13 protein-coding genes are annotated in these 13,978 nt (G+C 62.1%); 3 read left to right on the forward strand and 10 right to left on the reverse strand.

The genetic code is table 11. The features are described from left to right. Positions 1-24: 24 nt before the first annotated feature. The 5 genes from arfA to BACI9J_RS17945 form a co-directional block, all read right to left on the reverse strand. Positions 25-1,563 carry an arabinosylfuranosidase ArfA gene (gene arfA, locus BACI9J_RS17925; RefSeq protein WP_159735560.1) on the reverse strand — a complete coding sequence of 513 codons (1,539 nt, stop codon included), beginning with the start codon at positions 1,561-1,563 and terminating at the stop codon, positions 25-27. A gap of 66 nt (positions 1,564-1,629) precedes the next feature. After that, complete coding sequence (locus BACI9J_RS17930; protein ID WP_159735561.1) at positions 1,630-2,532, reverse strand: carbohydrate ABC transporter permease; 903 nt, start codon at positions 2,530-2,532, stop codon at positions 1,630-1,632. A gap of 2 nt (positions 2,533-2,534) precedes the next feature. Next, positions 2,535-3,455: a carbohydrate ABC transporter permease gene (locus BACI9J_RS17935; RefSeq protein ID WP_159735562.1), complete on the reverse strand. Its 921-nt coding sequence runs from the start codon at positions 3,453-3,455 to the stop codon at positions 2,535-2,537. Between the two features lie 36 nt (positions 3,456-3,491). Further along, entirely contained in the window at positions 3,492-4,826 is a 1,335-nt protein-coding gene (locus tag BACI9J_RS17940; protein ID WP_159735563.1) for an extracellular solute-binding protein, read from the reverse strand. Positions 4,827-5,054: 228 nt separating this feature from the next. Then, positions 5,055-6,056: a LacI family DNA-binding transcriptional regulator gene (locus BACI9J_RS17945; protein ID WP_159735564.1), complete on the reverse strand. Its 1,002-nt coding sequence runs from the start codon at positions 6,054-6,056 to the stop codon at positions 5,055-5,057. A 158-nt stretch (positions 6,057-6,214) separates the two neighbouring features. Here BACI9J_RS17945 and BACI9J_RS17950 point away from each other — a divergent pair, with 158 nt between their 5' ends. Continuing rightward, entirely contained in the window at positions 6,215-6,901 is a 687-nt protein-coding gene (locus tag BACI9J_RS17950; RefSeq protein ID WP_159735565.1) for a TetR/AcrR family transcriptional regulator, read from the forward strand. A 40-nt stretch (positions 6,902-6,941) separates the two neighbouring features. Here BACI9J_RS17950 and BACI9J_RS17955 read toward each other — a convergent pair whose 3' ends face one another. Together BACI9J_RS17955 and BACI9J_RS17960 are read right to left on the reverse strand one after the other, a co-directional pair. Beyond that, the gene (locus tag BACI9J_RS17955) at positions 6,942-7,619 is read right to left on the reverse strand and encodes a LytR C-terminal domain-containing protein (protein WP_201296614.1); all 678 of its coding nucleotides are present in this window, start codon (positions 7,617-7,619) and stop codon (positions 6,942-6,944) included. Next, positions 7,612-7,911, reverse strand: coding sequence for a type II toxin-antitoxin system VapB family antitoxin (locus BACI9J_RS17960; RefSeq protein WP_021471645.1), 300 nt, complete (start codon positions 7,909-7,911; stop codon positions 7,612-7,614). Before BACI9J_RS17960 ends, BACI9J_RS17955 begins: the two co-directional genes overlap by 8 nt. Positions 7,912-8,060: 149 nt before the next feature. Between BACI9J_RS17960 and BACI9J_RS17965 the strand changes: the two genes are divergently transcribed. Both BACI9J_RS17965 and BACI9J_RS17970 read left to right on the forward strand, forming a co-directional pair. Then, positions 8,061-8,981: a hypothetical protein gene (locus BACI9J_RS17965; RefSeq protein ID WP_159735566.1), complete on the forward strand. Its 921-nt coding sequence runs from the start codon at positions 8,061-8,063 to the stop codon at positions 8,979-8,981. Between the two features lie 256 nt (positions 8,982-9,237). After that, on the forward strand, positions 9,238-10,653 hold the full coding sequence (locus tag BACI9J_RS17970) for a stealth family protein (protein ID WP_159735567.1): 1,416 nt from the start codon (positions 9,238-9,240) through the stop codon (positions 10,651-10,653). On the opposite strand, the gene BACI9J_RS17975 is transcribed toward BACI9J_RS17970, so the two are convergent. From BACI9J_RS17975 to BACI9J_RS17985, 3 genes are all read right to left on the reverse strand, one after another. Next, positions 10,631-11,611, reverse strand: coding sequence for a phosphodiesterase (locus BACI9J_RS17975; RefSeq protein ID WP_159735568.1), 981 nt, complete (start codon positions 11,609-11,611; stop codon positions 10,631-10,633). The genes BACI9J_RS17970 and BACI9J_RS17975 overlap by 23 nt on opposite strands. A gap of 143 nt (positions 11,612-11,754) precedes the next feature. After that, positions 11,755-12,237, reverse strand: coding sequence for a glutathione peroxidase (locus tag BACI9J_RS17980; RefSeq protein WP_159735569.1), 483 nt, complete (start codon positions 12,235-12,237; stop codon positions 11,755-11,757). Between the two features lie 77 nt (positions 12,238-12,314). Continuing rightward, a complete protein-coding gene (locus tag BACI9J_RS17985) occupies positions 12,315-13,937 on the reverse strand; it encodes a M23 family metallopeptidase (RefSeq protein WP_159735570.1) in 1,623 nt (540 codons plus the stop codon). Between the last annotated feature and the right edge of the window lie 41 nt (positions 13,938-13,978).

The raw sequence follows: 13,978 nt of genomic DNA on the forward strand, positions 1-13,978 counted from the left end.
ACTGTCCCCTAGTTGGGTACGCGGCTAGCCTTTCACCACGTCAAGCTCGACGACGGCCCAGGACAGGGCGGGCAGCGTCAGGCGCAGTTCCGAGCCAGTCGCCTTCACACCTTCCAGAGCCTTAAGGCCAACACGGCCCGGCTGCTCCTGGGTGTTGATTGTCAAACGATCGCCCCCTTCGGGGATCTCCAGAACTTCGGCGCGGACCACTTGGCGTGCGTCGAAACCGCGCAGGGCAACCTCGACGTCGGCCGCTTCTTCCAGGCCGCGGTTCGCGAAGAACAGTGCCACCCGGCCGGTTTCCTCGTTCCAGGTGGCGCTGACGTCCACCAGGTCCGTGTCCCCAAACCGCGCATTCGTGTACTTGTCCGAGTCCACGGAGAGCCGCAGGATCTGGCCCTTGGCGAGTTCGGCCATCCGCGCGAACGGGTGGAAGATGGTCTGCTTCCAGGCCGGTCCGTTCTCTTCCGAGAGGATCGGTGCAATAACGTTGACCAGCTGTGCCTGGTTGGCAATTTTCACGCGGTCACCGTGGCGGAGCAGCGAGTTGAGCAGGGTTCCCACCACCACGGCGTCGGTCACGTTGTACTTGTCCTCAATCACGCGGGGGTGCTCGCGCCATCCCGCCTCGGCCACGTTGTGCGGTTGATCTTCGGTGTCCAGGCCGCGCTGGTACCAGACGTTCCACTCATCGAAGGACAGGTTGATGTGCTTCTTGTGCTTTCCCTTGGCACGCACGGCATCCGCAGTGGCCACCACTGACTCAATGAAGTAGTCAGTATCGACGGCGGAGGCCAGGAAGCTGCCCACGTCGCCTTCGTGCTCCTGGTAGTAGGCGTGGAGGGACACGTAGTCCACTTCGTCATAGGTGTGGGTGAGGACAGTCTGCTCCCAGGCACCGAACGTAGGCATCGACGAGCTGGAACTACCGCAGGCCACCAGCTCCAGCGAGGGGTCCACGAATCGCATGGCTTTGGCGGCTTCCTGCGCCAACCGGCCGTACTCATCGGCGGTCTTGTGGCCGATCTGCCACGGCCCGTCCAGCTCGTTGCCCAGGCACCAGAGCTTGATGTTGAACGGGTCCTTGTGTCCGTTCTTGGCCCGGAGATCGGAGAGGTACGTTCCGCCGGGGTGGTTGGCGTACTCCACAATCTCGCGGGCGGCGTCCACTCCCCTGGTGCCCAGGTTGATGGCTTCCATGATTTCCGTGCCGGCCTGCTTGGACCAGTCCACAAACTCGTGCAGGCCAAAGGCGTTGGTCTCAACGGTGTGCCAGGCCCCGTCCAGCCGGCGGGGCCGGTTTTCCACGGGCCCTATCCCGTCTTCCCAGTTGTAGCCGGAGACGAAGTTGCCGCCCGGGTAGCGGATCACTGTGGCACCGAGTTCCTTGACGAGTTTCAGGACGTCCTGGCGGAAGCCGTTCTGGTCTGCCTCGGGGTGACCGGGCTCGTAAATGCCGGTGTAAACACAGCGGCCCATGTGCTCCACGAAGGAGCCGAAGAGTCGTCGGGGTACCTCGCCAATGGTGAAGTCGCGGTCGAGGGTGATGCGTGCGCGGGACATGTATCTCCTTGGTTGTGTTCTGAAACTGTTGTGTCGTGAATCTTTGGTTGGCCGAAAGGTGCCGGGTCAGGTTCCGGCGAGTCCCGTCGTCGCAACGCCTTTGATGATCTGGCGCTGGAAGAAGAGGAAAACAACAATCAGCGGCAGCGCGGCGAGCAGCGCGGACGCCATATTTTGCGCGTACTGGATGCCGTAGGCGCTCTTGATGGTTTGCAAACCGACCGGGAGGGTCAGCAGGTTGCCGTCGTTGGTGGCGATGAATGGCCACAGGAAGTTGTTCCACGCGCCAATGAACACGAAGATCGCGACGGCGGCCAGGATGGGCCGGGACAACGGCAGGATGATTTGGGTGAAGATGCGCAAGCGGCTGGCGCCGTCCATCACGGCTGCTTCCTCCAGTTCACGCGGAATTTGGTCGAAGAACTTTTTGAGCACAAACACCATGGCCGGGTGGATGACTTGCGGCAGGATGATGGCCCATGAGGTATCGATCAGGTTCAGCGCCAGCATTTGGTAGAACAGCGGAATGATCAACACGGGCGGAGGAATGATGATGGATGCGATGATCACGGTCATCAGCACTTTCTTGCCCTTGAAGTCGATCCTCGAGAGCGCGTAAGCCACCAGCGCCGAGATCACCAGGGTGATGGCTGTAATGGCCGCAGACGTGTAGAGCGAGTTCCAGGTCCAGAGCGGGATGTTGCCGTCCTGGAACACCTTGACGAACGCGTCAGGAGTGAAGCCCGACGGCGGCAGCCACGTGACGTCCGGAGCTGCGGCGTCCGTTTCGGATTTGAACGCAGTGGCCGTTGCCCAGGCGAACGGGATCAGCCACAGCACCGCAATGAAGCCGGCGACGACGATCGCTGCGATACTGCCGACCGTCAGCTTTTTGCGTGGCTGGCGGACAGTGAGGCTGTTGGCAGTGGTGGCGTGTAGTGCGGGACGGGTCAGGGTGGGGATTGCCATGGTTATGCACTCCTGCGGCGGGTGATGACGAACTGCATGACCGAGATGACCACTATCAGTCCAAAGAAAATGTAGGAGATGGCTGCCGAGTAGCCCAGCCGGTAGCCGGTGAACCCGGTTTCGAAGATGTACTGGACTACAGGCCGGGTGGATCCACCCGGGCCACCCGCGGTCATCTGATACACCTGGTCGAAGATCTTCAGTGATGCCAGGATCTGCAGCAGGACGATCATGACGGTGGTGGGAGTGAGCTGCGGCAGGGTAATGGAGAAGAACTGCCGCCAGGCGCCGGCACCGTCCAGCGATGCCGCCTCGTAGTGCTGGGCCGGAATGTTCTGCATTGCGGCAAGGTACAGCAGGAAGTTGAAGCCCACGGTCCACCAGAGCGTGGCGATGACAATCGCCCACATGGCCACATTGGGATCATTGAGCCAGGCAACCCTGGGGAGGCCGATCCCTGTCAGGAATTCGTTGATCAGGCCGAGCTGCGGGTTGTACATCCAGGTGAAGAACAGGCTCACCACGGTTGATGCCAGCAGGTATGGCGCAAAGTAGGAAAGCCGCCACAGCCACTGGGCCGGAAGGCCGATGTTGAGCAACGCGGCCATGACCAACGCCACCAGGACCAGCGGGACGGTGCTGATTACCGTGAAGTAGAGGGTGTTGCCCAGGGAACGCCACATATCGGCGTCACCCAGGGCTTCGGCGTAGTTCGCGAAGCCAATCAGGTTGTCGTTCGCGCCGGTGAGGGACTTGCCCGTGAGGCTCATGTAGAAGCCGTAAAGAATGGGCCACACCAGGAAAATAAGGAAGAAAACAAGGAACGGGGTGGCGAATCCCCAGCCGCTCAGGTTGCTCCGGGTGCGGCTGGTGTTTTTTCGCAGGTTCTCCGGCCTCGGCCGGGACAGCGTAGAGGTACTCATTCAAGAACTCCTTGGGTCGCTATGTGCCAGGGCCGGTTAGACCGGGTTGGGACGGGAGAGGAGGGTATTGGTTCGTTGTTCGAAGGCATCCCAACCTGCAGTTGCCTTGTCCCTTCCCAGAAGGACGTTCTGCACCGTCTCTGCGAAGTAGGTTTGCCAGTCCGAGCCGGAGCCGCTGAACCAGGACTCGGGATCGTAGGCGATGATGTCCGCCGCATTGGCGTAGTGAATCTGGGGCGTGAGCTCGCGGTAGGCCTGGGACCGGACCACGGGCTGGTACCCGGGAATGTGTCCGGCTTCGGCCCAAGACAGTGATCCTTTGAGGACATCGGTGACGAACTTATAGACGTCCCGGCGCTTGTCCTCGTTCAGCTTCAGCTGACGCGGGAGGACAAAAGAGTGCGAGTCCGCGTAGGAGGCCGGCGTCCCGTACAGCGTGGGAATGGTGGCCGCATCAACCGGTATTCCGGCCTTCTTCATGGTGGGCAATTCCCACACGCCGCTGAACAACATGCCGGATCCGCCGCGGGCAAACTCCGCAATGCCTGTGCTGATATCCCCCGCCTGGGCTGCGATGGTGTCATCAAAGAGTGAAGCCATGAATTCCAAGGACTCAATGGCAGCATCCCGGTCCACCTTCATGGGCTGGCCTGGCGTCAGTTCCATGTCCACGCCGTGCTGCTTGTACAGGGTGTAGAATAGGCGCCACATCTGAGAGCCGCTGCCGAGGTACCCGAAGGAGAGCCCGTGCGCCTTGGTGACCTTCTGCATTTCCAAGGCCATGGCCTTGAACTCGTCCGGCGAACTGACCTCCTGAAGCTGACCGTTGGCTGCCAGCACGCCGGCTTTTCCTGCGATGTCCGTGTTGTAGAACATCACGAACGGGTGCGAGTCCAGCGCAATGGAGAAGACCTTGCCGTTGTGTTGGCTCTTCTCCCAGATCCTGGGGGCGAAATCAGAGGCCGTCACACCATTCTCGGCGAGCAGCCCCAAGTCCCACGGTTCAATGAGTCCGCCTGGTGCGTACCCGGGAACACGGCTGGCGTGCATGATGGCCACCTCGGGCGGGCGCCCTCCCGCGGATGCCATGGCCAGTTTGGTGTAATACGGCGGACCCCAGGCGAGCACCGTGGGGTGCACCTTGAACCCGGGGTTGGCCTGGTTGGCGGCGTTGATCATGGCCTGCATCTTGATGCCGTCACCGCCGGACAGGAGGTGCCAGAAATCGATGTCCTGGACTGTTGCGGCCTGCGCCGCTCCTCCGCAGCCAGTGAGGCCCGCGGCCAGGAGTCCCCCGCCAAGAAGGGCTGATCCTGTCATTAACTGTCTCCGGGACAACTGTCTCCCGGTCAAAGATTCAAACTGCTTCACCCGTCACTCCTTTGGATGGGTCCGCTGAAAGGTCACTGCTGCAATGCCTGCTAAAGGGCGTTGCTGCTGCCTTAGCTGCACTGCTACTGCATAAAAATTCCGGCTCCGGTGCGTCCTCATCTTGGGTAAAGGTTGGCCCAGGGTGACGCAGATCTCACATTACATCGATGTAATGCGCAGGGCAAGAGAAAATTGTTAGCGCGAACAATTTAGTGGCCCGCTCTCATTTCACGCCGCGCTGCTGCCCCGCTCCACAATGGAGTAGCCGATTTCGACGAGCCGCTGCCCATGCGAGCGATCGGTCATGCGTTCGGTCAGCAGTCGAAGAGCCTCCGTGGCAATAGCCCGCTTGTCGAAGGAGACGGTGGTGAGGGAAGGCACCGCGAAGCGTCCGTCAATGACGTCGTCGAATCCGGCCACAGCGATGTCGTCCGGAACCCGCACGCCCCTTTTCCACAACGCATTCAACGCACCCAGGGCCATGGAGTCCGTAAAACAGAACAGGGCCTCGGGCAGAGGGTTGGCGTCCAAATACTCGGAAAGTGATAAAGCGGCAGACGCGGGCGTCCAATTGTCACAGGAGATCATCAGCGACTCATCCTTGGCGATCCCCAGCATCTGGAGCGCCGCCTCGTAGCCGCCGGCCCGCTGGATCGCCGTAGCGGATTGCCTTCCCCGGTTGACACCCAGAACTGCAATACGCCGGCGTCCAGGCTTGGCCAAGGCAAGGGTCATGTCCCGCGCCGCAGCAAAGCTGTCCACAAAAACCCGATCAGCCAACTGCTGGGTCACTTCACCCAAGAGCACCACCGGAGGCAGCGCGACACCCATCTGGACGGCACTCTCCTTGAGGACCACAGGGTTGAGGATCAATCCGTCGATGAGGTTTGCCCTGGCACGCGTCATCAGTTCATGCTCACGGTGCGGATCGGAACCGGTTTCCTCAATCTGCACACTGAAGCCCTGCGCGTGGGCAACTTCAACGATGCTTTGGGCCAGCTCCGCGGAGAACGGAGTAGCCAGATCGGGCAATGCCAGCCCAATGACCCCGGAACGCCCGTTCCGCAGGCCCCGCGCGGAAAGATTGGGAACATAGTCCAGCTCCGCCATGGCCTGTTCCACCCTGAGCCGAGTGGGGGCCGCCACCGGGACGATTCCATTCATGACGTTTGAAACCGTTTTGGGCGAGACCCCGGCACGGCGCGCTACGTCTTTGACCGTTGCGCGCAAGACGCCCCCTAATACTGTTGACCGGCACCGTTGTTGGCCGGTTTTCCTTGATGCTACGCGAGTTTTTGTGCACATAATGCCCCCAAAGAGCCACCACAAGGGCGACACCTGTACAAAAACTCGCAGCTCTTAGTGACAGATCGCGGTAAAGTGTCTGTATGCCAAGGATCACGGCCGCCACGAATGCTGCCCAACGCGCCGAGACCCAACGTCGGATTCTGACCGCTTTCGGAGAGCTCCTCTTCACCCATGGCCTCCCCGGACTCACCATGACGGACGTTGCGCGCCACGCGGGCGTGGGACGCACTGCGGTCTACAACTACTACGCGGACATGGAACAGCTGCTCATCGCTTATGCCTTGGATGAGACGGAGCGCTTCATCGTGGACCTTCGCGATTCGCTGGCCGCACTGGAGAATCCCGTGGACCGGCTTGCCCTCTACGTTCGCGCCCAAGTGGAGGATCTCAGCCGCCGCCACCTCCCCCCGGGCCCGGCCATGGCTGCCGTCCTCTCCCCCGGATCCTTCGCCAAGCTTGCCGACCATGTGGGCGATCTCAACGTCCTGTTGCAGGACATCCTCCAGGACGGCGTCCACCAGGGATACTTGCCGGACGTCGACGTCGCGCAGTTGGCGCGGCTCATTCTCGGAACGCTTTCAGCCAGCGCCGCCCGCCGCAATCGAACGCCCGACGGCGAGACTCCCCCGCCGTCGCCGGCCTCCGACGTCGAGCGTCACACAGCGCAAACGGTGCGCTTTATTCAGCTGGGTGCAGGCGCCAGGTTCGACGACGCCGGCAGGCCCCTAAAACTCGACGTTCCGGCCCGCGAAGCCCTGGCGGGTTGAGCAAGCCGCCACAACGGGTAAGCGCAGCAAGCCCGGCAGGTTACTGCCCCGGCGGAAGCGTGGGAATGATGGGCCACTTGGAGTTGTCCGCGATCCGCAGATCCTCCCGCGGGCACTGCAGCGTTCCCGGTGTTTGATCCACTAGTTGTGGTTCCACCAGGCCTTCGAAGCCCGGCGTCAGGATGACGTCCACTGACTCGTCCTCGCGGTTGTCCTCGAAGTAGTCAGTTCCGGCCAGGTTCCGCTGAATGTTGAATGCCGCGGCCTGTCCTTTGACTCCTGAGACCACCACGCCAATGCCCGAATAGGCAGTATCGCTGTTGTCCACTGAGGCCACTTTGTAGCCGCGGGCTGTGAACTGGTCTGCCACGGTTCCGGCCAGCCCTCCACGGGAGGTGGCGTTGAAGACGTTGAGGGTCACGGTCTCGTTCGGCACGTAGTCGAAGGTGGTGGCGGGACACAGACTGGTAGGAGCTTTGCTGGCGATTGCGGTGGGAACTTTGACCACGCCATTCATGATCGCCCAAGCACCCACGGCGCCGGCAGCTATCACGCCCACCAGCAGGACAAGGACGATCCCGTGGAACAGCCTGCGCCGGAAGCGGCCTTTGTGCGCTTGCTCGTCCTCGGCGAAAGTGGCCCGAAGCTCGGGACCTGTGACCACCCGGTGTCCGTGGAGCTGCGTCACATCTTTGGGACGCCGGCGCTTGCTAGCCATCGATCACCAATACACGTGCGTGAATGGCCGTCCTTTGGTGGAGCGCCGTGCGGACTGCCCTGTGAAGTCCGTCTTCGAGGTACATCACCCCTTGATACTGGACCACGTGCGGGAACAAATCACCGAAGAAAGTTGAGTCCTCAGCCAACAGTGCCTCCAAGTCCAGGGTTCGTTTGGTGGTAACCAGTTCATCGAGGCGGACAGGGCGCGGGGGCAGGGCAGCCCAGTCCCGCGGCGCAGAGTATCCATGGTCAGGGTACGGGCGTCCCTCGCCCACAGCTTTGAAGATCACCCTGCAAGCCTATGGAAGATGCCGCCCTAACGGAACTTGTGACCCGCAGCACAGGCAGGTTGTAGCCAAAAGGTGACTATCCGTCGTCGTGCGTCATAGCTGTGCGTCATAGCTGTGAAGGGAGCCTCCGGGACTGACAGAATGGGGGCATGACTCAACCGCTCCAAGGTACTGACCGGACCGCTGCCCGCATGACGCCCGCGCTGGCTCTGTTGCTGGACGTCGATGGTCCTATTGCCAGCCCTGTGACGCGCGACGTCAAGCCGGACATCATTGCGGACATGGTGGCGTTGGCCTCAGCGGGCATTCCGGTCATCTTCAACACCGGGCGCTCGGACGCGTTCATCAGTGAGCAGGTCATGGAGCCCATGATTGCGGCCGGGATGCCGGCAGACACCGTCATTCACGCTATTTGTGAGAAGGGTGCGGTGTGGTTCAGCTACACAGCCGAAGGCCCGGGCCCCATCCATGTGGACTACGAGCTCGCCGTGCCCAAAGCATATGGCGACGATATCCGCAGGCTTGTTGCCGAAGACTACTCGGCACACATGTTCTTCGATGAGACCAAGCGCGCCATGGTTTCAGTGGAACAGCACGTGGACGTTGCCAGTGAGGACTACCTGGCCGAACAGAAACTGTTCGACGCCGACGCCCTGGAGATCATGGGACGCCACGGCCTCAACGCCGCCATTCTGGACCACCACGCTCCGGGGTCCGATGACACCGCGGACTACCGGCTGGACCCCACCATCATCTCCACGGACATCGAATCCGTGCGCTTGGGCAAGGACCTCGGGGCCAGCCGCGCCGTCGAACTCCTGGCAGCCCAGGGCATCACCCCGCTCTCCTGGCGGACGGTGGGTGATTCCCGTACGGACTACGCCATGGCAGACTGGCTTCACCACAACGATCACGATGTGAAACACGTGGACGTTCGTCCGGCAGATGGGGTGCCCGTGAAGCCTTACACCATTTTGACGGCAGCCGATCTTGAATTGGCCGATGACGTGATCCACGACGACGCCGGCGGCGCCTTCCTCCGCAGCTGGCGCGAGGCCCTTTCGATCTAAGTTTCAACCGTTTGAGTTTTCACCGCACCCAGGTTTTAGAGTTTTAGAGCAACCCGCACCCCACGATCCCGGAGATACAGCCATCACACAAGCACAGGTCGATCCGATTTACCACGGCAGCCCGTCCATTGAAGAGGACACGATTGCTGAGGCGATCTCGCCTGCCGTCGTCGCGCATCTTAGGCACAGGTCCGACGTCGTCCGTCACCGCGGGCGGTACGCCCTGGTCAACGGCGACCTGACCCCGCAACAGGCCATGGTGTCCGATCTCCTGGCCGTCAGGGCCGCTTTGGACGCTGCAGGTATCGATTTCATCCTGGTGCGTGGAAATGATGAGCGGCCCGTTATTGCCGTGGACTGGGAGTCCCGCAAGGACGTGCGGAAGGCATTGGTCACGGCGTTCCGCAATGAGCCTTTCTACTCCATGACCGTGGACGCCAAGAAGAAGACCTCGGTACTGGTGGCCGATGGGGAGCTGTCCGCCAACCGGAAGGCCCGGATTTTCCGCTTGTACCGGCCTCGCGTCGAGATCGGCGGCGGACTTTGGTATGGCCCGGCCCTGGGTGTGCAGCTTGAGCTGTGGAGGTTCGAGGGCGATCGCTTGGAACTCCCTGTGGAGAATTCCCTGACCCGCCGCACCATGCTGCGTCAGGATGCGGTGCGCGGCACAGTCCAGCGGCACGGCCTGTCCTGGCCCACCATTGAGAACATGTTCGCTGACCACGCCAGTGACATCGACTTCGACATTGACATTGTTTTCTCCTGGGTGGACGGCAGCGACCCCGAGTACATCGCCAGGAGGCGCGCACAGCAAGCCGAGGCGGTCCTCGGCGAGGGCGATGACCATGAGGCACGCTTCCGGCAGATCAACGAGTTGAAGTACGCCCTGCGCTCGGTGCACATGTTCGCGCCCTGGATCCGGCGGATCTTCATCGCCACAGACTCCCCTGCGCCGGAATGGCTGGCCGAGCACCCCTCGGTGACCATCGTGCGCAGCGAAGAGTTTTTCGCCGATCCCTCCGTGCTGCCCACCCACAATTCGCAGGCCGTGGAGTGCCAGCTCCACCACATCAAGGACCTCTCAGAGCACTTCCTGTACTCCAATGACGACATGTTCTTTGGCCGCCCCGTGGGTCCGGACATGTTCTTCACACCCGGTGGCATCACCAAGTTCATTGAAGCCGACACCCGCATTGGCTTGGGCGAGAATGACGCCGAACGCAGCGGCTTTGAAAATGCGGCCCGCGTGAACCGCAAGCTGCTGTGGGAGCGCTTCGGCCGGATCACCACCCGGCACCTTGAGCACACCGCCGCACCACTGCGCCGCAGCGTGGTGGCTCAAATGGAGAAGGAATTCCCGGCTGAGTTCGCCAAGACTGCCGGCAGCCGGTTCCGGGCTGCGGACAACATCTCCGTGACCAACTCGTTCTACCACTACTACGCCCTGCTCACCGGCCGTGCGGTCACCCAGACCAGCGCGAAAGTCAGATATGTGGATTCCACCATGTGGGCCGGGCTGCACTATCTGCCCAAGCTCCTGGCAAAGCGCCACATGGACTTCTTCTGCCTCAATGACGGCAGTTTCCCCGAAGTCGAGGCCAACGAACGCGCAGACCTTGTGACTGACTTCCTTGAGAAGTACTTCCCGGTCAAGGCGCCTTGGGAGAAGTAGGTCCGGAAGAAACGAGCGGGAGCGAGGAAGTGTGGGTGCCCGGCGACGTATGCGCTCCCACCCGGGACTCGTGCGGGATCCGAATGCCGGCTGCCGTCAGCCGCCGCTGAACCTCGGCGGCGTCCAAGGGCTCACCGACTGTGACGCCACCTGACATGGGCACCACCGAATGCACGATTGTGTGCTCGTAGACGTGGATCATGTTGTAAGACTGCGCTCCGTCGCGCCCGCGCTGACCGCCCGCGCGGACTGCGAGGTCCTGGGTGTAACAGGTAGCTGAGGCAACCGATACGGGGATGCCGGCGAAGCTCGCCGTCGTGGAGTAATGCAGGTGGCCACCCAGGATGGCGCGGACGTCAGTATTACGCACGACGGCGGCCAGTGCGGCTTGGCCGCGCAACTCCACCAACACCGCGAGGTCCTGCACGCAAGGAACCGGCGGATGGTGGAGGGCCAGGATGGTGCCGTCCGGCGCGGGCGTTGCCAATTCCGATTCCAGCCACTCGAGCTGCGATTCCGACAATTGCCCGTAGTGGTGGCCCGGCACGGTGGTGTCAAGGGTGATGATTCGCAGGCCGTTTACGAAGTAGCTGCGGTCCACGGGGTCTTGTGGCTTGCTGGCCGCCGAAGCGTCCGCGAACGCTGAACGGAAGTTTGCCCGGTTGTCATGGTTGCCCATGGCCCAGATGGCTTTGGCTCCCAGCGAGGCACACAGCGGTTCAATCATTTCGCGGAGTTGCTCGTAAGCTTCCAACTCGCCTTTGTCGGCGAGGTCTCCGGTGAAGATGATGGCCTCGGGCCTGATCCTGGAGGCGAGGATCTGTTCGCAAATCTCCTGCAGCCTGGCTGCGCTGTCTACCGAGCCGTGGAGCGTGCCCGGACCACCCACCAGGTGAAGATCGCTCAGGTGCAAAAGCACATGACCTGGTTTGGGGTATTCGGCCTCGATGAGCTCCATAGCTTCGCCTTAGCGTTTGGTGGGAGACGGCTTCTCCCGTGTCAATCCAGTAGTTCCAATCCAACCAGACAACAAGCCAACAACTGGCTAACTTCCGGCGGAATGTTGGAAAATTACTTTTCTCCCTTCAGGATCTGTGGCCTCTATGCCAGTGCTTCTTCCACTGCTCTCACTAGGTCTTCGGAGTCAGGCTCCACTGTGGATGGGAACCTTGCCACAAGTTCACCTTCGCGATTTATGACAAACTTTTCGAAGTTCCACTTCACTTTGGCCGGCTGCCCTTCCTCGTCCAGGGTCAGCTCAGCGAACAACGGGTGTTGCTGCTTGCCCAGGACGTTGGCTTTGCTGGTCAGCGGGAAAGACACGCCAAAGTTCCGCTCGCAGAACTCTGCGATTTCGTGGTCGGCGCCGGGCTCCTGCCCGCCAAACTGGTTGCAGGGCACCCCGAGGATCTCCAGCCCTTGGCTGCGGTATTTGCCGTACAGTTCCTCGAGGCCGGCGTACTGGCGCGTGAATCCACACTCGGAAGCGACGTTCACCACCAGGACAGCTTTGCCTTCGAAGCGGCCGAAGTCTGCTTCGGTGCCATCGTTGAACGTGAGGGGAATGCTGTAAAGGCTGGTCATGGGATTCGCTTCCTGACAACGTCGTCTGGCGGGATTGCCGCAGTCGAGCTTACGGGAGCTGGCGTGGGCGGCGAAACCTAGGGTGTGGGAAGGATCAGCGAGGACAGCGGGACAATGACACCGTCCGGCCGCTGGACCAGGTCCGGGGCGATCAGGATGTATCCGGGCGGAAGGATCACTGCCGGCAGCGATGTCGGGAGGACTGCAACGGGTGCGGGCGCTGGAGCCACCGGAGGTGCAGGAGCCGGCGGGACAACGGCCTGGGTGATTACTGGAGCAGGTGCCACGGGCGTCGGTTCCACGATCGCGGGTGCAGGAGCCACCACCACGGGCGCCGGCTCCACAATCACGGGTGCAGGAGCCACCACCACGGGCGCCGGCTCCACAATCACGGGTGCGGGTTCCACAACAGCTGGCGCCGGAGCGACGGTCGACTGCAGGGTGGGCGCCACCGGGGCCGTAGTCAACGCCGGCGGGACCACGCTGGTGGACGGCGCACTGGAAGATGGCGTCGGCGTAGGCGTCGCTGTGGTGGGCGTTGGTGTCGGTGTCGGTGTCGGGGTGACTGTGGGCGTCGGGGTAGCCGTAGCGGTCGGTGTCGGGGTGAGGGTGACTGTGGGCGTCGGGGTAGCCGTCACGGAAGGTGAGGGCGTCGGCGTCGTGGTTTGAACCGGTGTCGTAGTGGCGGGAGGTGTGGCCTGGGTTCCCCCGCTTGTTCCCGGCTGTGTGGTGGCAGGCGTGGTGGTGGTAGGCGTGGTGGTGACCGGTGGAACCACCACGGGCAGGGCCACGGGTTCCTCGTGCTCTCCACCGATGACGGCCCTGGTGGTGCCGTCGGCCACTGGCACAGCCCACTGCGGAGTGGCTGTTGAGCCGGTACCTACGCCGGGCTGGTAGTTCACCATGGTGATGTTCTGCAGCGGATCAACCTGCCGGATGGGTAGGTACGTCCAACCGTTGGGGTTGGTGTGCAGCCCGTTCACGATCGTCTCGAAGTGGAGGTGGCAACCCGTGGACCAGCCGGTAGTGCCAACCTCTGCGATCACCTCGCCCACCCGGACCGATTGGCCCTTTGTGACGCCGATTGCCTGGAGGTGGTTGTACGTGGTGACCAGGCCGTTGCCGTGCTCGATTTCAACCCGGTTGCCGCCTCCCCAGATGTGCCAGCCCACTGCCCTGACAACTCCGGCGTCGGCTGCGTAAACGCGGGTTCCACAGGCGGCTGCATAGTCCTGGCCCCAGTGGAACTCCCCTGCCAGGCCCGTCAGCGGGCTGTAGCGGTAGCCGTAAGGGGAACTCGGGTTGAGAACTTCAAGTGGTGCGTACAAAGCCCCTGCCGGTGGACGCGACATGCCGGCGGAGGCAACGGTGAGGCCGGTGGAACCGTCTTTGCTCACGGTGCGGACCACGGCGCGGTCAAAATAGACCATGGGCGTGCCGGCAACTTGCTGGGGTGGTTCCAGAGTGGGGTCTATGACCAAGGTCTCGGCTTCCGGTGGCACCAAGGTGCCGAGCGCCGCGGGTACCACCACTCCCTGCGCAAGCGCTCCGCCCACAGAGCTGCTGGAGACAGCATTCAAGGGTTGGAAGCCAAACGCGAAGAAAGCCAGAATGGCTAGACTTCCAGCGATCAGAACGCGATGGAAGCCTACAATGCGGATCAGTTCTACTGCCCGGTCTGATTCATGATGCTTGCCCACAAAACACTCCCCAAAGCCAGCGGCACCAAACCCCAGCCTGG

Origin of the sequence: Arthrobacter sp. 9V, from assembly GCF_902506065.1 — a bacterium.
In the GTDB taxonomy this organism is placed as follows: Bacteria; Actinomycetota; Actinomycetes; order Actinomycetales; family Micrococcaceae; genus Arthrobacter.